Source organism: Paraburkholderia sp. (genome assembly GCF_035948235.1).
In the GTDB taxonomy this organism is placed as follows: Bacteria; Pseudomonadota; Gammaproteobacteria; order Burkholderiales; family Burkholderiaceae; genus Paraburkholderia.
Genome location: NZ_DASZJJ010000080.1, coordinates 1 through 20,025 on the forward strand (window position 1 = coordinate 1; position 20,025 = coordinate 20,025).

Consider the following 20,025-nt stretch of genomic DNA (forward strand, 5'->3'; position numbering starts at 1 on the left):
CCGTGCGACCGGATGCGTCCCAAACAGAAAAAATGTAAGTGGGGAAGCTGCCCACGTGTGCCGCCCCGATACCGCTACTCATACAATCGCAATACGGGATACATTCTGCACGATGCCGGACAAAACGGCCGGAACAATGGATTCGAAGCAGGTCACTCTCGTTCACGAATGCACTCACTTCATCGACACTTTCGGATCAGTTGACTACAACAATACCTATGGACAATTACTCGGAAAGCGCCTTGCTCAAAATGAGCCGATCATGGCAATTCAAAACGCGGACAATATTGCTTGGTATGTCCTTTGTCCTGACTAGCCTATTAATGATCTCCAGATCGGAAACGGCGAATGCATGCAGCTTTGCTTTGCAATACGGCGGAAAAATGGAACGCAACGTTACCGCGTTATCGAATTCAGATCGATTCAAGTTGGCCGATTTGCTTGTTACTGTTCGGAGTAGTGCAGCGAACGGTGGTCCAGTGGTTATCTACGGACTAGCGGACGAACACGAACGCGATGCTGAAACCACAGCGCGCAAACGCGCTCAATCGGTTAGCGACTTTCTCCAGGGCTTGGGCGTAACGGCGAACCGGATCAACATCGATACCAAAATCTGGCGAACCAGCTCACAGGCAACGATAGCGGAACGCAACCAGATCGAAGTCGAATTTGAACCCGCGTGCGGGCCTAACGGTTGCAACAATCCTTGCGGGCTTAGTGAACCGAGTAGATAGCCCCTGCCCCGCTTCGGCGGGGCTTCTTGATCGGCTTTTCACCATGACAATCAAAACACAGTAATTGCATACAGTTCATGTAGCAGCCGTAACGCGAAGCGCGACAGGTGAACGGTGATGGCTTTGCGGTTCTTCGCCTGATCGGACGGGATAAACCACGTTGCGGCCTTGAAGTTGATATGTTCCTTCCAGCGTGCGGCGCGGAGTTCGTTGATACGCACGAGCGTTGCCAGCATGTAAACATCTAACCTGTTGAATTTATACAGAACAGATGATTGTGGGTGTGTTGCGTTGCGGGAAAAACTTTTCCACAGATTTTGTTGGCAGCCTTGTGGGTAACGCCGGGAAATCTGCGCCAACCCACTGACGCGAAAGAGAAAATCTCTAGACACCACCGCGCAGGCGCGCGACGGCGGCAAAAACTTTTCCACAGAAAATGTTCACAGCCCTGTGAATAAGCTCTGGGCGACCCACGCAAGTCCCTGTCTGCAAAGGAAAACCGCGCACTGCATCGGCGCGGCGTCGTTCGGCAAAAAATCAGCGGAAATAAGCCCTGGTGTTCTCATGCACGTCGTCGCGCGCGAGCAACTCGTCGGGCGCGAGCCAGGCGTACTCGCTGTGCTGCTCCGGGCGCCCGACACTGCGCGCATCCGCCACAGCCATGATGTGGGCCAGCACGACATAGTGCGTCGGCACGCCCAGGGAGCCCGCGAAATTATCCGGGTAGTGATGCTCGTAAAGCCCGTAAAACGACGCCTGCCTGCGCTCGACGTCCGGCATGCCCAGTTCGGCCTCGACGATGCGCGTGAACGCCGCGTCGAGCGTCTCGTTCTTGCGAATCCGCCCGCCTGGCACGAACCAGCTGCCGCGCGCGGGCCGGTTGCGGCGATAGCCCACCAGCACGCGGCCTGCTTCGTCGGTGACGATCAGGTCGATCGCCACCAGCGGCGTAAGTCGCACAGCCGACAGGAACTCGCCTTCGTCAAGCGCCGGCGAGCCATCGTTGTCCACCTCGGCACCCGAGGCCCGCACGAGCGAAAGCGGCGCGGTGCTCATGCGACTTTCGCCCGCAGCGCGGCCGCCTCAGCCGTCTCGAACGCCAGTTCTTCGAGGTAGCGCTCAAAGCCCTCGCTCACTTCAGGATGGCGCAACGCGAATTCGACGGTCGCCTTCAGATAGCCGATCTTGCTGCCGCAGTCGTAACGCTTGCCGCGAAAGCGATACGCCAGCACCTGTTCGCGTTCGAGCAGCGACAAGATCCCGTCGGTCAACTGGATTTCACCGCCCGCGCCGGGGCTCAGGCGGCGCAGATGCTCGAAGATGCCGGGCGTGAACACGTAGCGCCCCACCACGCCCAGGCGCGAGGGCGCGTCGGCGGGTTCCGGTTTTTCGACGATGCTGTTCATGCGGAAGATGCGGTCGTCCCACGCGCGCCCGTCGATCACGCCATACGAGCGGCTTTCGTGCGGCTCGATCTGGTCCACGCCCACCACCGAGCACGCGTAATGGCCGAACACATCGAGCATCTGCGCAAGCACCGGGGGCTGGCCATCGAGCAGATCGTCGGCGAGGATCACGGCGAACGGCTCGCCATCGACGATCTTTTCCGCGCACATCACCGCATGCCCAAGGCCGAGCGCTTCGGCCTGGCGCACGAACAGGCAGGTCACGTGACGCGGCTTGATGCTCTGCACGACGCGCAGCAGCTCGGTCTTGCCGCGACTCATGAGTTCGGCTTCGATTTCGTAGGACTTGTCGAAATGGTCTTCGATGGCGCGCTTGCTGCGCCCCGTCACGAAGATCATTTCCGTCACGCCCGCCGCGGCGGCTTCCTCCACTGCGTACTGGATCAGGGGCTTGTCCACGATCGGCAGCATCTCTTTCGGGCTGGCCTTGGTGGCCGGCAGAAAGCGCGTGCCCAGACCCGCGACCGGAAAAACTGCCTTGCGTATTGTGCGCATCGTTATTTCCTCGACGTAGTGATGGGCGCCTCGTGGTTGCCGCCCCGTGATTCGAGCGTATGGGCATGGGTGCAGGCGCGCTCGCCAATGCCTCGCCGGTGACGGCCACGAAGCCAGAATTCGTTTGCCAATGTATGCGGGAGTACGCGCGCCACCCATTCCACCCATCAATCCAGCGCAGATGTCGCACAACGCAGAGACCGTGGCGTACAACACCGCCTTTGCGCCTGTAGCATCGATCGAACCATTCAGCCTTCGCGTACGGCTGTTCGCGTTCGCCTCGACATTCGCCACGATGAAGCCAGGGCTTAGCACATTCCTCGATCTGTCGCGCTGGTTTGCCGCGTTGCTCGTGGTCGTCAATCACGCCCGCGCGCTGGTGCTCGCGGATTTTTCGGCATCGGCGTCGTCCGGCGGTCCGCTGCTGCGCGCGCTGTACTTCTTCACGGGCCTGGGCCACGAAGCCGTGGTGATCTTTTTCGTCATCAGCGGCTTCCTGGTGGGTGGCTCCACGCTGCAACGCTGGCAGCAGCGGGGCCCCGATCTGCGAAGCTACGCGTCCGCTCGCGCGAGCCGCATCTATACGACGCTCGTGCCCGCGTTGATTGTCGGCATTGCGCTCGATAGCGTGGGACTGCGCTGGTTCAACGCCAGCGGCATCTACACGGCGATGCCCGAACCGCCCATCGCAACGATCACCTATGTGATCGCCTCGGCGATGAATCTGCCTACGTTCCTGGGCAATCTCTTCATGATGCAGGGCGTGCTCACGCAGACGCTCGGCAGCAACGGCCCGCTCTGGAGTCTTGCCTGCGAGTGGTGGTACTACTGCGTATTCGCGCTTGCCGCGTACGCGCTCACGAGCGCCAAAGGCCGGCGTCTGGGTTGGGGCGCGGCAGCCTGCGCGCTCGCCGTGCTGCTGCCGTTCTCCGTCATGCTGTGGGGTGCCGTGTGGTTGATCGGAGTCCTGACTTTCAGATGGGTTCGTTCCAGCGCATGGCGGCCCCACCCAATTCTGGGCCTCGCGCTGTTCACGCTCGCGCTGGTCGCATCGCGACTCACGCACGGCATGAGCGTCATCGAAAATCATCTGTTTGCCGCGTTCGCGCGCGATTTCTTGCTCGGACTCGCCTACGCCGCAGCGCTCGCAAGCGCGAGCCGTCTCGCGCGCGGCCTGCCCTTCGCGGCGTGGCACCGGCAACTCGCCGAGTTCTCGTACACCACCTATCTGTGCCACTTCCCGGCACTGCTGCTGATTTGCGCCGCTGCGGCACAAAGCTTCGGCCTGCATTTCACGCAGCGGCCCGACGCTCGCGGCATCGCGCTGTTCGCGCTGGCTGTCGTGCTGGTCTATGCCTACTGCTACGCCGTTTCGCTGCTCACCGAGCGGCACACGCCGCGCGTGCGTCAAGCACTCGACGCGCTGTTGCGCACGCGCCCCGCCTTGCAGGTCGAGCCATCGCGGTCCCCGGCGTCCGAAGCCTGAAATAGCGGACTCACCGCGGTTCGTGCAACAGGAGGGAAAACATGTCGCCAGGCGCTCTGCGGTTTCTGCTCGCGACGCTCGTCGTGGTGTTTCACTACACCAGCTTTGGCATTGGCCACATGCCGGTCTATCTGTTCTTCGCGCTGAGCGGCTATTGGGTCTATACGATGTGGCAGAACAAGTATTCGGCCACGCGTGAGCCTTACGCGACTTTCATCGTTTCGCGCGCCTGGCGGCTTGCGCCGGTCTTTCTCCTGTGCAGCTTCGGCGCGCTTGCGATGTCGTTGGCGCTGCCGCTCGTCGTTGCGCCGGCTGCGCCTTTCGCCTCGCCCGAGCCGCTCGCGCTGATGTCGAGTCTCGTGATCCTCGGCTACAACACGGCGGCCGGTGCGCCGCTCGTGCCCGCCTGGTCGCTCGATATCGAGTTGCAGTTCTATCTGGTCGCGCCGTTCGTAATCGCGCTGCTGCAACGGCGCGCCCTGTTTGCGGTCGTGCTGTGCGCGGGCGTGAGCGTGGCATCGTTCGCGCTCTTCTACGATCGCGCTTTCACGTCGTATCTGCCGTGGTTCCTTGCGGGCATGCTGGCCGCGCGCTATCCCGCGCTGCTGCCGCACCGACGCGTCGCGCTTGCGTCGGGCATGCTGGCGCTCGCCATCGTCGTGCTGTTCGCCATCGTGCCGGCGCTGCGGCCCGTGCTGTTCGGCGGTGCGCATCGCGGCGCGCTTTACCTCGCGTGGAATCCGCTTTTTAACGCGGCGCTTGCGGCAGTAGCGTTACCTTACGCATTGGGCACGCTCGGCGTGCGCAGCGGCAAGTTCGATCGTCTGCTATCCGACGCTTCGTACTCGCTCTATCTCGTGCACTGGCTGCCGCTGCTTTATGTCACGCATTACGTTCCTCAGATCGCGGCGCTGCCGCACTTTTCGCGCGCGCTCGCCACGATGCCGCTCGTGCTGCTTTCCTATGCGGCGGCTTTCGCAATCACGGTTTATGTGGATCGTCCTTGCAGCCACGCACGCGAGCGTTTTGTGAAGGCGCGGCGCGCCACGCACGAACAGCCCGCTGCCGCGACGCTTGCCCCTCGCAGCGTGCGCTGAATTTCCATCCGGCTGGCGCGTCAACTCGATGCGCCAGTGCCTGCCTCATTGGCTCGCGGTATCGACGAATCGAAGCTTGCCCCATAGATTCGGCGTGAGTTCCGCTTCGCCTGGCAAGTCGCTGACCAGCCCGCCCGCTTTGTTCGACCAGTACGCGCGTTGCAGCGTCTGAAAGCCATTACCGCGCAGCACGCCGATATCGCCGGCTAGCGTTCGGCCAGCCGTAGCGTTGAGGCCCAGCACGCTCAATGGCACGGAAATCTTGTAGAGCACGCCCGGCATGGCCTGCTGCCCACCTGCTGCCTGCTGAGGCTCGATCGACACATCGACCTTGTCGCTGACTTCATCGACGCGGTCGAAATGGATCGTACGCAGCGGCGAACTGTACGTGATCGGCGCGAGCCCGTCGGGCGCGGCCACCGGACGAAAGAGCATCGCCTTGGTCATATCGTGCACGCGCGAAACCACCAGCCGTTCATCGCCCTGTACGGCGTTGCTGCGATTCGGGTCGGCATCCGCATTCGCGCCCAGCATGAGGTCGATGCCGCCGCCCGTTGCGAAGAGGTTCTGCAGAGCCTCGCCGCTATTGTCGAGCAGCGTGGGCGTGTCGGTCGACACGGCGATATAGAGCCGGTCAGCGAATATCGCCAGTGCGGCTTTTGTTTCGCTATCCTGATGACCCCAATCGCCCACCTGTACGGATCGCGTGTCGATGCTCGCCCATTGCGTAGCCGAATCGGGCCAGTTCTGCGCGCCCGCCTCGGCGTGAATCGCCACGTTAAGCACCGTGTTGACCGCGCCCGCGCCAGCAATGCGCGCCGCGGAATCGCGTGCTTCGCGCTGCGCGTCCACGAGTTGCTGCGCGCTCAAGCTGATCTGCTGATCCGGCAAACGCCGCACACCTTCCAGCCCGACAATGCGCAGCAGCGGCGCGGTGGAACCCGCCTGCATGTAGACGTTGCCGTCGTCGGCGCGCACGATGGTCGGGTGGAAGCACTCCGGGCCGAGACTCGTCGCAGCGAGGTCGAGGCCGCGCGTGGCTTCCGGCGGCGGCGGCGCGGTGTCCAGGCGCGTGTCCTTGAACAGCGTCGCGACAAATAGTCCATCGGTCGTGAAGAGATAGACGCTGCCTTCGTTGCCGTTGATCGCCCACAATTGCCCCGCGTCCGAAGGCGTGGGGGCATCGAACGGATTGCCGAGCACGCGCGTCGTGCCAATCAGTTCGCCCGGTTTCGCGGGCACGGGCGCCGCGTGCGAGGCGTGCAGCCCCGGCCACAAGCTCGGATACGACCACGCGGCGCCTCCTGCGTGCAGACCGCTTACGCCTTGTGGCGCAAACGGCGCGGGTGGCGTGGTGAAAATGGTCCAGCCATCACGCGCCACCAGCATCTGCGCACCGCCCGTGCTCACCGGCGCCTGCACATTCGTCGCGAGCGTCTTTGCATGCGCGACATCGTAGACGGGCACGCCACGCGCACCGAGCGATGTAGCGGGCACCATCACTGCCGCACTCCCCGCATAAGCAATCGCAAACGAAAGATCGTCCAGCACCGTGACATTGCCGAGCATCGCGGCGTTGCCGCGCGCTTCGCCTTGCGGTTGCCAGAACGTGACTTCATCGGGCGACATGCGGCCATCGCCGTTCGCATCGCGCCACAGGAACAACAGCGCGCGGTGTTGCGGATCGCTGCCGGCAGGCATGCGCGCGCGCATCGCGTCCGTGTTAAAGGCCGGCAGGAGTTTGCCTGCACTGTCGAAGGTGCTGCCCGCCGCCGCTGCCGGATGCGCAACACCATCCGCGCCCAGATGCCAGATGATCGCGCTCGGCCTGCCCGTGACCTGAGCGCTATGCGCGTTCGTCAGATAGCGTTCGGTGCCGCGATAAAGCGGATAGTCGGGCATGCCGCCCGTATCGCTGCCGCTCAGGCCCAGATCGTCGCTATCGGCGCGGTACGTGATTGCAGACGGCACGCCTACGCCGTGCGTCCAGTCGAGCTTGAATGCGAGTCCGCCCGCTTCGTCCGCGTAATAAAAACGCGTGCGATCACGCGGATCGAGCGTGCCGCCACCACCGTAGCGCGGCGGCCCGTAAAACGCATTCACGAGACGGCCGCTTGCTGCGTCCCACACGCTTACGCGCTTGGGCGTCTTGTCGTTTTCCGCGACCCATAGACGCCCGCTGCCGTCGAGCGAAATACCGGCGGGATGGTTCATGTGCTGCGGATCGTAGAGACCCACAGCAGGCGCGCCAGCATGACCGATCGCACGCAAGAGCTTGCCCGCCGCATCGAAGACTTTCACCTGGTGACTCTTGCCCCAATCGCTCACGTAGATCGCGCCGCTCTGATCGACACACAGCGCTTGCGGGTCTTCAAGCCCTGCTGCAATGACGTCTTGCGGCGGCGAAATATGCAATTGCCCATTGCTGTCGAGATTCGCGTCGAGCCGCACCAGACGCGCGCCCGAAAGCGCAAGCAAATGCCCCTGCGCGTCGAACGCGAGGCCCCGCGGGTCTGCAAGCGGCGTGCGCTGCACCACGCGATGCCGCGCGGCATCCACGAAAAGCAGTTGATTCAGCGCCCGCAACGACACGACAACAAGGCCATCGTGCGCCGCGAGTCCCGACACCGCCGCGTGACGCTCGGGATAGGGATCGTCGATGGCGGGCTTCACCGTATCGGCCGGCTCGTCGATGCGATACGCAGGCGTGATGACGGCGATATCCTCGCCGGTCCCCAGGCGCGCATCGGCAGGCGCTTTTTGCTGCGCGCCCGCCGTCATGAGCGCATTCAGGCGCAGCTCGCTGTAGTGATCGCCGGGTTGATCCCCACGCCATGAGGTAGCCGCGTAGGCATACACGCCCGACGCGGCGTGCGGGGCCGTATCGCGCGCAAGCTGTGTCGCGCCGGTCCAGACGCCGCCCATCCATGTCTGGCCCCAACGCTTTTTGCCCTGCATGTCGAGCCATGCCAGGCCGCTGCCGCCTTCGGTGACATAGCTGCCCACGAGCACCGCGCCATCGGGACCGGCGTGTGCAGCGCCTGTCGCGCCGCCCGGCACGAACAGCACAGCCGACGGCGCGGCGTGATTCGCGAGCCAATCGCTGTCGCGCTGCGCGGTCTTCCATGGCGGGCGCCCTGGATCGTAGGGATTGAATTCGTAGAGTGCCTTCAATGCGGGCCTGACCAGCCCGCGCACACGATACGTGCCAGGCGCTACGAGCCGCCCAGGAATGCGATATTGGCCGTGCGCAGCGGCATCGGGGTCTCGCCCCAGATCGTCGAGTCCGTCCCACCAGGCTGTGTTATCGCCCGCAGGAAATGGCGTCTCGCTGATGAGGTTGCGCACGCGACGGCCATCCGTCGTCTCGATCACGAGCGTCACGTAACCCGGCTGCGCCAGCGAAAAATGAATGCCGATAGGCGGATGATCGCCCGCTGCGACCGTTGTGGCCGTCGCTACCGTTGCAGCCTGGACGCTTTGCGAATTCGATGCACTCGCAACGGCTTTCGCCCGGACGTCGCTGGCTGCACTCACAGCATCGGCTGCCTGCACGACTGCCGAAGCGCGCATCATGTCGAGCGCGATCCATGCCGCGTAGGCCAGCGCGACCGCTGCGCAGACAGCGACGCTCCAGCGCGCGATGCGTCTGCGCGCCGCTGTTTGTTCGCCATATCGCGTGCGCCGCCGTTGCATCATTTGAAGAGCCGCTGATAGCGCGTGCTGTAATCGAGTTGATCGTGACGCCGCCCAATCGCACGCGCAGGGACGCCCGCCACGATCGCATACGGTTCGACCGAAGCCGTCACCACCGCACCGGCCGCCACGACCGCACCTTCGCCTATCGTCACGCCCGGCATGATCAGCGCATTCAGGCCGATCCACGCGTAATCGCCAATCACCACGCCGCGCTCGTAGCCTGCAAAACAGTTACTATTCGGATCGTGCGAGGCGGTGAGGATGGTGGCACGCGAACTGATCGACACGTTGCGCCCGAGCACGATACCGCCACGCGTATCCATGCGCGCTTCTTCGTTGACGACGGAGTTCTCGCCCATCGCGAAGCCGCGCCGCGCGTCAAACGTCACGCCCATCAGAATCGCCGAACTGGGCGCGACGCTAAAGCCCATGACGTTGCGATACCAGAAGCACCGCACGATATGCGAAGGAAAGCGGTTCGCGAGAAAGTTATTGACGTAGAGAAGCAGTTCGCTGATGACGGTTCTCATTCTTCCATCCTGCGGAAATGAAGCATGGCCGAGGCCAGATAAACGGCTATCGACACCACCGGACTAATCGACGAAAAAATCACGACACGCGCGATCGAATCGATCGGCATGAACGCGAGCAGCACGGCCTGAAACGCAAGCGTCACGACGACCTGGATCCATGACGGCGTGATCCACGCGCGCGACATATTGAGCGAGAAAAGCAGCGCCTCGATCACATAGAGCGCAGCGGAGCCGAGAATCAGCAGCAGTTCTCCATGCAGTCCCGCATACTGGCCGCCGAGCACGGACAGCACCGTACCCGGAAAAAGCCAGGCCACGCACAGAAATAGCGCAATCAGCCCCAGAAAAGCCGATACGGCCAGCACATATTTGCGCTGCATGTCGGCCTTGTTTTTCAACACGGCGTAACGCGGCATGAGGATGCTGGCGAACACCGACTGCGCCACCATCAACAGCGCGGAAATGCGCCCAAGCGCGCCCAGTTGCGCGACCTGCGTAGCGCTACCGAAATAGCCGAGCAACAGCACATTGAGCTGGCCTTGAATGCAAAAGTAAATCGATGCAGGCGCCTGGCGTCGCGCGACTTTCGAAAACTCCGCACGGGCTTCTTCGAGCGGAAATCGCGTGTCCTGATCCGCGATGTCATAGCGTCGGCGAATCGCCCACGCCTGCCAGGCGATCGCCACCAGCGCTGCGCACAGCGCCGTGAGTGTATTGGCCGACACCAGCAACGCGCCTAGCAAAGCCAGCCGCAATGCCGCGCCGGAAATTGTGATCTGCTGCAGCGACTTGAGATTCTGTTCAAGCTTAGGCAGCACGGAAAGCAGGCTGAAGTTGAGCTGAAAGAACGTCACTGCCACCACGCACGCCATGATCGCAGCGGCCAGCGCCCATGAGGCCTGCGATCTCATCAGCAGGAAAAATCCTGCGGCAAAGACTACCGTGCCAAACAAAGCGAAAAATTTCGCGCGCGCCTCGTAAGCCACGGTAAAAAGCCGGTTGACCTTGGGACGATCAGGCCACAGCCGACCCGCAAGACTCATGAGTGCCGCGCTCACGCCCATGTCGCTCAACACACTGCCCGCGCCAAGCATCGTGATGGCGATCGTGTACCACGCGTATTCGTGCACCGTTAGCGCACGCACGACCCAGATTCCGCCAAGGAAATTGAGGCCCTGCACCACGGCCTCGCGCGAGAGAAACTTCGCGACAAACACAGGCAAGCCACCCGGTTTGCGCTCTGCGCGCGGCGCGACGGCATCGTCGCTCAGGTAGTGCGTGTCGCCTGGGGTCTCGCTGCGTGGAGTGCTCATCGTGACCGTCGTTCCCGGAAAGGGTTTGGTTTGCAGACCGACGATGCCTATAATCGATGCGGTCGGCTTCGGATTCATTCGCTCAACGTCTTGCTTCCATTCATTCGGACTACGATGAAACATTCGATTCCATTGATTGCGTTCTTCCTGGCCTGCTCACAGGCTTATGCTGCGCCTGGCGACAGCGCGGCTCAGGCCGCAACGTCTGGCGTCGCCGCTGCACCTGCGCTAGCAGCGTCGGCATCGATATCGAGCGACGGTGGCCTCGCAACCGAAGACGCCTCGCACGCGAACGAACAATCATTGCTGGGCCTGCCGCGCGTGCCCAAAGACACCAATCTGGGCGCGATGGGCAGCGATGGCACAGCATCCACCACGCACGTTGCACTGCGTCGCCCGGCGCCAACCCACGTCGCTGCTACGACGAAACGCGTCGAAGTCTTCACCAATCCCTATCCCACCGCCATTTACCCTGCCGGCTCGAACCACGCGGTCTACAAGAACCCGTGGTAAACGGCCTGGATTATTCAGGCTTCGGCACACGCCGCCGCACCGGCTGGCAGGGATGGCCGAAGCACACCATCCCCTCCGGCATGTCGGCGAACACGCTACTGCGCGCGCCCACAATCGCACCGCGCCCAATCGTCACGCCTGGCCCGACGAATACATCCGAAGCCACCCAGGCTTGATCGGCCACGCGAATATCGCGCGCGCGAATCGGAAAATTCTCGAGTGTGGCGTCGTGATCGCCCGCGCAGAGATAGCAGCCTTGCGACACCACCGCGTGCTCGCCCACCCGGATTTCGCCCAGGCTATAAAGCACGGCGTGATCGCCAATCCATGCGTAATCGCCGATGCTCACTTTCCACGGATAGGTGATCGTCACCGTTGGACGTATCACCGTATTGCGCCCCACGTTCGCGCCAAAACGGCGCAACAGCCACGCACGAAAGCCATAGGCGAATTGCGGCGAGGGCTTGAACAGCAGCGCCTGGGCGATCCACCAGCACTGTACGAACCATTTCGAGCGGCCGCGAAAACCTGCGGGCACGCTGAATTGCGAAAGATCCTGATACATGGCTCGCTCCATGGGTTTCAGGCGAAGCGCTCGACGGCGTCGATCAGTCCATGCGCCATTGCCTTCACCGTGAAATGCGATTCGTAGAGCGATTGCGCGCGCACCTTCATGCGCTCCTTGTCGCCCAGTTTCAGTCGTAGCCAGCGGTCCAGACTATGTTCGACCCCGTCCACCGTGTCGTCGCTCACGAACCCCGCCTCGTTTTCCAGCACCTCGCGCCAGATATTGACCTTGTTCGTGATGAGCACAGGCAACTGGCAAGCCAGCGCCTCCGCAATCACGATGCCGAAATTCTCCTGATGAGAAGGCAGCACGAACACCTCGCTCGCATAGAAGGCCGCCCATTTGTCGTTGCCTTCGAGCATGCCCGTCCACGTAATGCGCTCGCTCAGGCCCAGTTCGCTCGCGCGTGCGCGCAGACGCTCGCCCAGGTTGCCGCTCTCGGGACCGGCCACGACGAGTTGCCAGTCCGGGTGCTCCCGCGCACGCCTTGCAAAAGCCTCGATCAGCAGATCGCAACCTTTCTTCGGATGCACGCGGCTCAGGAACAGCATGAGGCGCTTGCCGCGCAGTTGCGGATGCCGCTCAAAGAAACCGTCGCGCAGCGCTGCGCCTTGCGCGGGCGGGCTTGCCGTCCCGCACGGCACGATGTGCTCCTTCGCGCGGTACAGCCAGAACGAATCCCGCGAAAGCAGGCGCTCCTCCTCGCTGGTGAATAGCACGGCGCTGGCATCGCGCAGCAAGCGGTACTCGGACCACGGCCAGTACAGCCACTTCTTCAGATGCTTGAGCGGATAGGTGCGCTTGAACCATGGATCGAGCATGCCGTGCGTAAACACGAAATACGGAACGCGCGAGCGCCGCAACGCGCGCCACGCACCAAAGCTGTGGTACTGCCAAAGGCCGTTGACGATGACCGCGTCGTAGCGCTGCGCGTTGGCACGCAGCCACGGCACGAGACGCGAGTTGTAGCGGTAATGTCCCGCCGAAGGGCCGATCGCGTGCACCGGCAGCGAAAACGCGGCAACGTGCGCCTCGCCTGGATCGTCGAGCGACAGCACATCGACGGTATGGCCCGCGGCACAGAGCCACGCGCCCGACTGACGCACCGCTTCCACCGTGCCGCCCAGCTGGGGATTCGTCGAAGGCAGGATATGCAATATTTTCATGCGTGAGTCCCTATGGATTCCTCATGAGTGACGACAGGCCCTGCATCCAGGCCCACCGTGGCAATAAGCTTGCGCGTCATCTCGTCGATACTGAAGCGTGCCGCGTTGTCGAGGCCGGCCAGCGTCATGCGTTCGAAGTTCGCGGCCGCCACCAGTTGCGCCGCGCGCGCGGAGTCGGCGGGATCGAAATAGACCGCCGCCGCGCCGCCCACTTCCGGCAGTGGATCGATGCCGGAAGCGAAGACCGGGCAACCACATGCCTGCGCCTCGATCACGGGCCAGCCAAAGCCTTCGTTCAGCGACGGAAAGATCATTGCCTGCGCACCCGAGTAAAGCGCGACGAGCAGCGCGTGCGAAGCATCCTCGACCGTGTGCACGCGCGCGGCGAATCCGCCTGTCGCGATCACCTCGCGCATCGCCGCGTCGGGAGACGGTCCCACAAAGACCAGTTGCGCGTCGGCAAAACGCGGCATGCGCTGTAAATGCGCAAAGATGCGCGTAACGGCAACGCGATTCTTGCGCGGATGATCGGAGCCAACATGCAGAAAGTAAGGATGCCTTTTCAATTCCCCATAACCATCGGCTTGCAGAACAGCGCGCCAGTCCGGATCGGGATGGAACGCGCTATGCAAGGCATTGCGCACGACAGACGTGCGCCTGGCAAGGTCCTCACGCAGCTCCAGCAGATGCGTGCGCGTCAAATCCGATACGCAGACGATGCGCCTCGCGCGCGCCATGCCGTGAAAATTCAGCGCCTGCAGCACCTTCCCCGTAAAACCGGTATGCCAGCCGTCGACGAGCCCGCGCGCGGCCTGGATCGCGATCACGTCGTGGCAGGTGATGCTGCTGCGCTCGCGCGGCAGCCAGAACAGATACAGACCGTTCGAGTGATCGCAGACGTGCGTGCGCTCGAAGCGGCGCGCGGCGAGCGCGAGCGAGAACGGAAAGATCACGAACTTGTCGATATAGCCGATCCACTTCGCCAGCCCCGACACCGACGCGTTCGCGCGCAGCAACACCTGGCGCGGCGCAATCAGTTCCACCTCAACGCCCGCCGCACGCAATCCGCTCATCAGCATCTGCGCGTAGGCCAGCATGCTCTTCTGGCCATCGGCGGGATAATTGCCTACCAGCAGCACTTTCATGAGCGCGCTCCCCAGTTCAGCATCGGTTCGTCGACGGGCGATATCGAGGGCAAGGCCCGTGTCGAACACAAGGCGAGACCCAGCGCGATATAGCCGAACGCGTTCGCGCTCACCTGCCCGCTCACCGGCCACGACGACATTCCATAGGCGGTCGTCGCCCACATCAAGAGCGGCAGTGTCTCGCTGCAACGCACGAGCCGCACGAGGCTGCGCGATACGCCCACTGCGAATATCAGGCACTTGGCGAGCAGCCACGCGAAACCCACCACGCCCATTTCCAGCAGCACGCGCGCGGGTTCCGACTCCGCCAGTTCGAACGCGTTCTCGCCGGTCAGCAGCACCGATCCCGCATTGGTGCCCGCGCCCAGTCCGTGGCCGACGAAGGTCATTTCCTTGCGCGCGGCCGGTTCGCCGAGCAGTTCGGTTTCGATCCGCCCCATCACGTCTTCGTCGGCGGCAGCGGTCTGAAAGCGTTCCTGTGTAGCAACGAGCGCATCGCTGAACATGCCGAGCGTGAGCGCAAGCGCGACTACGGCCAGCACGGTGCGCGCGATCGACTGCAGCAAGGCCTTGCCCGTCTTCGCCGCGCCAAAACCCGCGAGCGTCTGTACGGCGAGCAGCGCGCCGAAGAACATGATCGAAGCGCGCGATCCGCTCACGAGCGTCGAAATCGCCACGGCGATAAACGCAAGCACCGCGAGCCACCCGCGCCGATATAAACGTATGCCGTTCCATGCGGTGCTGATCGCCAGCGGCGATACCACCGCGATGAAACACGCGAAGCCCATCGTGAACGTGAAGGTGCCGCTCACGCGCACGATGTCGGCGCTCACGCGAAAGATCGCGTCCTCCTCGGTATCGGGCTGCACGTTGAGCGGCGACGACGGCGGCAGAAAATGCTGGAGCATCACGAGCGGCGTCATCACGACCCCGAGCACGATCATCAGACGCATCACACGAACCACCTCAAGCGTGGTGAGCGTGCAGGCCATCGCCAGCGCCATCCAGAAGTACAGCAGCCAGAAGCGCAGGCCCAGCAGAAAAAGCACGATCGGCCCTTGCAGCACGACGATCTGGAACAGCCCCCAGCCCGCCACCACGAAGGTCCACGCCAGCAGGCATTGCGTGGCGAACGGCATCGCTGCGAACCGTCCCTGCAGCGCGGCGCGCATCACCAGCGTGAAGGCAGCGGCGTCGCGACACAGCAGCAGCGGGCTGGTGAGACCGGGCGCAATCCATTTGCGCACCGCGCCTTCAAACACCGTCACCAGAATCACGGTCAGCACGAGCAGGAAATCGAAGCGCAACGGCTCGCGCTCGCCAGGGTTTGCAGAAGACGTGGAAAGTCGCATCGCTTATCCCAGGGTCTCGGCGATCAGATCGGCGACGCGTGCGCGATACGCGCGCCACGTAAAGTAGTGCGAAGCCGCAAGCGCACTCTCCGACGCCGCGCGTATCGAGCGGCGGTCCAGCACCTTTTCGCGCATCGATTGATAGATCGCCTCGCCGGTCGGCTCGATCACCCAGCCGCTATCGGGAAAACGCGTGATGACTTCGCGTGCGCCCGTCATCGTCGAAACAATCGCGGGCGTGCCCGTCGCCATCGCCTCCACCACAACCATGCCAAAGGCGTCGAAGCGCGATGGCAGCAACAGGCAATCGGCCTCGGCAAACAAGGCGTAAAGCTCTTTCTGCGGCACGCCCGCGAGGCATCGCACGTGCGGCACCTGCTTCGCGAGCGTGAGCCATTGCGGCTCTTCGCTGCCGCCCACCAAGGTGAGATCGGCGCAATGCGCTTCAGCATTCAGGCGTGCGAACGCATCGAGAATCAGATCGATCGACTTGCGCGAAGACAGCGTGCCCGCAAAGATAAACTGCACCGGGCGCGCCGTATCGGTGCGCCGCGCCACGCCAGCGGGAAGCTCCGCGCCCAGCAGCACCGATCTCACCTTGCGCTCGTCCACGCCCGCACGCAGATACGATTCGCGCGCCATATCCGAGCAGGTAATGACGAGATCGGCCAGTTGCACTTCCTCGTCCTTGCGGCGATTGATCTCGTCGATATAGCCATTCGAGGGCACGTCGATCAGACGCTTCGCATCTTCGTGATGCAGCGAAGGCGCGTCGAGAATGCAGGTCGCGCCCACTTCGCGCGCGGCCTTGAAGGTATGCCACGCCGAATTTTCGTAGCCCACGACGGCAGCCGGTTTCAATGCGCGCACCTGCTGCGCGACCCACCAGTCGAACCAGTGAAACACGCGATGCGTGTAGTCGTGACGCGTGGGCGCGGTGCGCGCAAGTGAGCGCGCACGCAACAGCATCTGCCACCACACGGGATGGCGGCGCAACGCCTGTGGCACGTCCGTGCCGCGTATTTTCCTGCGCCATTGCGCGGGCATATACGTACTCGCCTTGTCGCCCGCACATTGCACGGGCACGCCTGACCAGAAGGTCTGCAGCATGCCGCGCTCGTAGAGTCCCCACGCAAGCTGATGCGAATGCTGCAAGCCCGGATGAAAGACCGCGACCGTCTTGCCGCGCTGCGCCGCGTGTATGGCTGCACCGTTCATGAGGTAATCTCCACGATCTTTTCGATGAGTTGAGCGCTGCGCGCGTGCTCTGCAAATACGCGTGCGCCGATAAGCGCCGAGGTCGTATCGAGCCCATCGCCCGCATCGCGAAAAGCGTTGCGTGTGAGGAAATGGCGCTCCGGCAGCGGATAGTGCGTGGGCACCGGATAATTGCCCACGCCGTCGAAGATCGATACGGGCGCAACGCCGTGGCAGGCATAGGCCGCGTAGACACCCGACTTCGACGCCTGCCCCCAGGGCGTGTTGAAAAAGCCCCATTTCGCGCGCATCAGGCGTTGCGAGATCGCCTCCGACGGCAATGGCCCGGTCGCCTCAAAAGGCCAGGGCATGAACGCCTGCGCGATGCTGTCGAGCCACGCGCCGCCGCTGCCGATATCGATCACGCGTTCGATATGGCCGCGCCCCAGCTGCTCCAGCAACGCGGGCAACGCTTCGCGATAAATCTCTTCACGCGTGCGCGCGGAGCCGAACACCACCGCCACGTCCTCGCGCTCGCGCCATGCGTTCACCGCCTCGGGCTCGCCCACGTTCGAAAACGTTGGCGCGTAGATCGCGCGCTCGCCCATGCGCTCGACGCCCCATGTATAGGCCCAGTCGGTATTGAAAAACGCGTAATCGGCCAGTTCAGCCACACGCTCGCAGATGCGCCGCTGCATCGGCGCGAGCCAGTACGCGCTCGACAATCCGCGCGCGACCAGCACCCAGAGTTCGTGAAAGTAGACGACCACTTTCACGCCCCGCGCGCGCGCCGCATCGACGAAGGCCGGCAGCCAGAGCGGCACGCCCTTGCGGCTGAAACCGTAGATCGACAGTTGCAGGATCCACACGTCGCCGGGCACCACGGGCACCGTGCGCGCGGCGGCGCGGTTGGGCACCGCATAACGCTGCGCGTCCTGCTGGCGCTCGCGCAGCAGCTTGACGAGCACGCCCGAGTGATCCGAGACGCCGCAACCGTGCTCCTTGATTTCGGGTTGAACGATGCGAAAGCTGGTCATGGGGGCGCGGTCCTCGCGTTCCAGGGGCGTTATCGGGTTCAGGCGCTCGCCAGGCCGCGCACGGGCGTTTCCCCGGCGTGCGCCCCAAGGAACGCGTGGTAGGCGCGCGCGAGCCCATCCACGAGCGCGACGCTCGGCTGCCATCCCAGCGCACGCAGGCGCGCGCTGTTCATCAGCTTGCGCGGCGTGCCGTCGGGCATCGAGGTATCAAACTGCACCTCGCCGTCGTAATCGACCACGCCCGCAATCGTCTGTGCGAGTTCCGCGATCGTCACATCGCTGCCAAAGCCCACGTTGATATGGCTTTGCATCGGCGCCGTGCATTGGCCGTATTGCGTGCGATCCATCTCCATCACGTAGACGCTCGCCGCCGCCATATCGTCGACATAGAGGAATTCGCGGCGCGGGCGGCCCGATCCCCACACCTGCACCGCGCGATCGCCCTTGTCGCGTGCTTCGTGAAAGCGGCGGATCAGCGCGGGCACGACATGGCTCGTCTGCATGCTGTAGTTGTCGCCCGGTCCGTAGAGATTGGTCGGCATCACGCTGCGATAGTCGGTACCGTGCGACTCGCCGAACTGGCGGTTATAGCTCTCGCACAGCTTGATGCCAGCGATCTTCGCGATGGCGTATGGCTCGTTGGTAGGTTCGAGCTTGCCGCCAAGCAGCGCGCCTTCGTCGATCGGCTGCTCCGCGAACTTTGGATAGATGCAACTCGAGCCGAGAAACAGCAGGCGTTGCACGCCGGCGCGCCACGCCTCGTGGATCACGTTGGCCTCGATCATCAGGTTCTGATAGATGAAGTCGGCGGGATAGTGATCGTTGGCGAAGATGCCGCCCACTTTTGCGGCGGCCAGATAGACCTCGTCGATCGCTTCGTCTTGAAAGAACGCACGCACCGCCTGCTGGCTCGTCAGATCGAGTTCGGCATGCGAGCGTGTGACGAGTTCGACGTCCGGGCGCAGCGTCAGGATGCGCGCGATGGCCGCGCCCACCATGCCGCGATGGCCCGCGATATAAACGCGCTTACGTTTGTTCTGCATGATCCGCTCCTTTACTTTCCTTGGTGCCCGCATTCATTCGTGATAGTCGTAGACGACATAGCCGTGCTCTTTCACCAGCTCGTCGCGACTGGCCAGCTCGTAGTCGGACCAGATCATTTCCTTCACCAGTTGCGCGAAGCTCGTGGTGGGTTCCCAGCCCAGTTTCTGTCTGGCCTTGGATGGGTCGCCCAGCAGCGTTTCCACTTCGGTGGGCCGGTAGTAACGCGGATCGACGCGCACGATCACATCGCCTGGCTTCACGTGCTTGCCATCGTGCACAGCCGCCACGGTGCCGGTTTCCTCGACGCCGTCTCCGCTCCACGCGATCTCGATGCCCAGTTCCAGCGCCGCCGCATCGACAAAATCGCGCACGCGGTACTGCACGCCGGTGGCGATCACGAAGTCCTCGGGATGGTCCTGTTGCAGCATCAGCCATTGCATCTGCACGTAGTCGCGCGCATGGCCCCAGTCGCGTTTTGCATCCAGATTGCCCAGATAGAGCGTCTTTTGCAGGCCCAGCTTGATACGCGCGATGGCGCGCGTGATCTTGCGCGTAACGAAGGTCTCGCCGCGATTCGGGCTTTCGTGATTGAAGAGGATGCCGTTGCACGCGTACATGCCATACGCTTCGCGGTAGTTCACCGTGATCCAGTAGGCGTAGAGTTTGGCCACGGCATACGGGCTGCGCGGATAGAACGGCGTGCGCTCGGTTTGCGGCGTCTCCTGCACAAGCCCATAAAGCTCCGATGTCGATGCCTGATAGAAACGCGTTTCCTTAGTCATGCCAAGGATGCGGATCGCTTCCAGAATCCGCAGCGTACCGGTGCCGTCGGCATTGGCCGTGTATTCCGGCTCTTCGAACGACACCGCGACGTGACTCTGCGCTGCGAGGTTGTAGATTTCCGTGGGCCGCACGGACTGGATAATGCGGATGAGATTGGTCGAGTCGGTCAGATCGCCGTGATGCAGCACGAAGTTGCGGCCCTTCTGATGCGGGTCCTGATACAGATGGTCAATACGGTCGGTATTGAACAGCGAAGCGCGGCGCTTCACGCCGTGGACTTCATAACCCTTGTCGAGCAGCAGCTCCGCGAGATACGAGCCGTCTTGCCCCGTGATGCCGGTAACCAGTGCAACCTTGCGTTCCATGATGGCGCTCTCCAGTGTGCGTGTGGTGTGGC

At 63.1% G+C, this 20,025-nt stretch carries 18 protein-coding genes; 4 read left to right on the forward strand and 14 right to left on the reverse strand.

Annotated features, from left to right (window positions below; all coding sequences use genetic code 11):
* A partial coding sequence (locus tag VG320_RS06030) for a M35 family metallo-endopeptidase (RefSeq protein ID WP_327199225.1) occupies positions 1–316 on the forward strand: 316 nt, incomplete at its 5' end.
* Positions 317–784: 468 nt separating this feature from the next.
* Here VG320_RS06030 and VG320_RS06035 read toward each other — a convergent pair.
* From VG320_RS06035 to galU, 3 genes are all read right to left on the reverse strand, one after another.
* Positions 785–1,165: a tyrosine-type recombinase/integrase gene (locus VG320_RS06035; RefSeq protein ID WP_327199226.1), complete on the reverse strand. Its 381-nt coding sequence runs from the start codon at positions 1,163–1,165 to the stop codon at positions 785–787.
* Between the two features lie 106 nt (positions 1,166–1,271).
* Positions 1,272–1,790, reverse strand: a complete 519-nt coding sequence (locus tag VG320_RS06040) for a GDP-mannose mannosyl hydrolase (RefSeq protein ID WP_327199227.1) — start codon at positions 1,788–1,790, stop codon at positions 1,272–1,274.
* Positions 1,787–2,695 (reverse strand): UTP--glucose-1-phosphate uridylyltransferase GalU, encoded by a 909-nt coding sequence (galU, locus tag VG320_RS06045; RefSeq protein ID WP_327199228.1) that lies wholly within the window; start codon positions 2,693–2,695, stop codon positions 1,787–1,789. The genes VG320_RS06040 and galU overlap by 4 nt, the downstream gene beginning before the upstream one ends.
* A gap of 181 nt (positions 2,696–2,876) precedes the next feature.
* Between galU and VG320_RS06050 the strand changes: the two genes are divergently transcribed.
* Both VG320_RS06050 and VG320_RS06055 read left to right on the forward strand, forming a co-directional pair.
* Positions 2,877–4,181 (forward strand): acyltransferase family protein, encoded by a 1,305-nt coding sequence (locus VG320_RS06050; RefSeq protein ID WP_327199229.1) that lies wholly within the window; start codon positions 2,877–2,879, stop codon positions 4,179–4,181.
* Between the two features lie 41 nt (positions 4,182–4,222).
* A complete protein-coding gene (locus VG320_RS06055; protein WP_327199230.1) occupies positions 4,223–5,278 on the forward strand; it encodes an acyltransferase in 1,056 nt (351 codons plus the stop codon).
* A 45-nt stretch (positions 5,279–5,323) separates the two neighbouring features.
* Here the strand turns inward: VG320_RS06055 and VG320_RS06060 are convergent, their stop codons facing one another.
* Genes VG320_RS06060 through VG320_RS06070 form a run of 3 tightly spaced genes read right to left on the reverse strand, consistent with a single transcriptional unit; the run spans position 5,324 to position 10,823 of the window.
* Complete coding sequence (locus tag VG320_RS06060; protein ID WP_327199231.1) at positions 5,324–8,977, reverse strand: hypothetical protein; 3,654 nt, start codon at positions 8,975–8,977, stop codon at positions 5,324–5,326.
* Entirely contained in the window at positions 8,974–9,507 is a 534-nt protein-coding gene (locus tag VG320_RS06065) for an acyltransferase (protein WP_327199232.1), read from the reverse strand. Before VG320_RS06065 ends, VG320_RS06060 begins: the two co-directional genes overlap by 4 nt.
* Positions 9,504–10,823: a hypothetical protein gene (locus tag VG320_RS06070; protein WP_327199233.1), complete on the reverse strand. Its 1,320-nt coding sequence runs from the start codon at positions 10,821–10,823 to the stop codon at positions 9,504–9,506. The genes VG320_RS06065 and VG320_RS06070 overlap by 4 nt, the downstream gene beginning before the upstream one ends.
* A 114-nt stretch (positions 10,824–10,937) precedes the next feature.
* Here VG320_RS06070 and VG320_RS06075 point away from each other — a divergent pair, with 114 nt between their 5' ends.
* Entirely contained in the window at positions 10,938–11,336 is a 399-nt protein-coding gene (locus VG320_RS06075) for a hypothetical protein (RefSeq protein WP_327199234.1), read from the forward strand.
* Between the two features lie 10 nt (positions 11,337–11,346).
* Here the strand turns inward: VG320_RS06075 and VG320_RS06080 are convergent, their stop codons facing one another.
* The 8 genes from VG320_RS06080 to gmd are packed head-to-tail and all read right to left on the reverse strand — an operon-like array spanning position 11,347 to position 19,993.
* A complete protein-coding gene (locus VG320_RS06080; protein WP_327199235.1) occupies positions 11,347–11,901 on the reverse strand; it encodes a putative colanic acid biosynthesis acetyltransferase in 555 nt (184 codons plus the stop codon).
* Positions 11,902–11,918: 17 nt separating this feature from the next.
* Entirely contained in the window at positions 11,919–13,070 is a 1,152-nt protein-coding gene (locus tag VG320_RS06085) for a glycosyltransferase (protein ID WP_327199236.1), read from the reverse strand.
* Positions 13,067–14,215, reverse strand: coding sequence for a glycosyltransferase family 1 protein (locus VG320_RS06090; RefSeq protein ID WP_327199237.1), 1,149 nt, complete (start codon positions 14,213–14,215; stop codon positions 13,067–13,069). Before VG320_RS06090 ends, VG320_RS06085 begins: the two co-directional genes overlap by 4 nt.
* Complete coding sequence (locus VG320_RS06095; RefSeq protein WP_327199238.1) at positions 14,212–15,567, reverse strand: hypothetical protein; 1,356 nt, start codon at positions 15,565–15,567, stop codon at positions 14,212–14,214. Before VG320_RS06095 ends, VG320_RS06090 begins: the two co-directional genes overlap by 4 nt.
* A gap of 3 nt (positions 15,568–15,570) precedes the next feature.
* Complete coding sequence (locus VG320_RS06100; RefSeq protein ID WP_327199239.1) at positions 15,571–16,785, reverse strand: glycosyltransferase family 4 protein; 1,215 nt, start codon at positions 16,783–16,785, stop codon at positions 15,571–15,573.
* Entirely contained in the window at positions 16,782–17,801 is a 1,020-nt protein-coding gene (locus VG320_RS06105) for a hypothetical protein (protein WP_327199240.1), read from the reverse strand. The genes VG320_RS06100 and VG320_RS06105 overlap by 4 nt, the downstream gene beginning before the upstream one ends.
* Before the next feature lie 38 nt (positions 17,802–17,839).
* Positions 17,840–18,844: a GDP-L-fucose synthase gene (locus VG320_RS06110; protein WP_327199241.1), complete on the reverse strand. Its 1,005-nt coding sequence runs from the start codon at positions 18,842–18,844 to the stop codon at positions 17,840–17,842.
* A gap of 33 nt (positions 18,845–18,877) precedes the next feature.
* A complete protein-coding gene (gene gmd / locus VG320_RS06115; protein ID WP_327199242.1) occupies positions 18,878–19,993 on the reverse strand; it encodes a GDP-mannose 4,6-dehydratase in 1,116 nt (371 codons plus the stop codon).
* Between the last annotated feature and the right edge of the window lie 32 nt (positions 19,994–20,025).

Coding starts and splice junctions, on each gene's coding strand:
- VG320_RS06070 (WP_327199233.1), bottom strand. CDS start 10,823: ATGAGCACTCCACGCAGCGAGACCCCAGGCGACACGCACTACCTGAGC.
- VG320_RS06105 (WP_327199240.1), bottom strand. CDS start 17,801: ATGACCAGCTTTCGCATCGTTCAACCCGAAATCAAGGAGCACGGTTGC.
- VG320_RS06065 (WP_327199232.1), bottom strand. CDS start 9,507: ATGAGAACCGTCATCAGCGAACTGCTTCTCTACGTCAATAACTTTCTC.
- VG320_RS06090 (WP_327199237.1), bottom strand. CDS start 14,215: ATGAAAGTGCTGCTGGTAGGCAATTATCCCGCCGATGGCCAGAAGAGC.
- VG320_RS06075 (WP_327199234.1), top strand. CDS start 10,938: ATGAAACATTCGATTCCATTGATTGCGTTCTTCCTGGCCTGCTCACAG.
- VG320_RS06050 (WP_327199229.1), top strand. CDS start 2,877: ATGTCGCACAACGCAGAGACCGTGGCGTACAACACCGCCTTTGCGCCT.
- VG320_RS06100 (WP_327199239.1), bottom strand. CDS start 16,785: ATGAACGGTGCAGCCATACACGCGGCGCAGCGCGGCAAGACGGTCGCG.
- VG320_RS06055 (WP_327199230.1), top strand. CDS start 4,223: ATGTCGCCAGGCGCTCTGCGGTTTCTGCTCGCGACGCTCGTCGTGGTG.
- gmd (WP_327199242.1), bottom strand. CDS start 19,993: ATGGAACGCAAGGTTGCACTGGTTACCGGCATCACGGGGCAAGACGGC.
- VG320_RS06080 (WP_327199235.1), bottom strand. CDS start 11,901: ATGTATCAGGATCTTTCGCAATTCAGCGTGCCCGCAGGTTTTCGCGGC.
- VG320_RS06085 (WP_327199236.1), bottom strand. CDS start 13,070: ATGAAAATATTGCATATCCTGCCTTCGACGAATCCCCAGCTGGGCGGC.
- VG320_RS06110 (WP_327199241.1), bottom strand. CDS start 18,844: ATGCAGAACAAACGTAAGCGCGTTTATATCGCGGGCCATCGCGGCATG.
- VG320_RS06060 (WP_327199231.1), bottom strand. CDS start 8,977: ATGATGCAACGGCGGCGCACGCGATATGGCGAACAAACAGCGGCGCGC.
- VG320_RS06040 (WP_327199227.1), bottom strand. CDS start 1,790: ATGAGCACCGCGCCGCTTTCGCTCGTGCGGGCCTCGGGTGCCGAGGTG.
- VG320_RS06095 (WP_327199238.1), bottom strand. CDS start 15,567: ATGCGACTTTCCACGTCTTCTGCAAACCCTGGCGAGCGCGAGCCGTTG.
- galU (WP_327199228.1), bottom strand. CDS start 2,695: ATGCGCACAATACGCAAGGCAGTTTTTCCGGTCGCGGGTCTGGGCACG.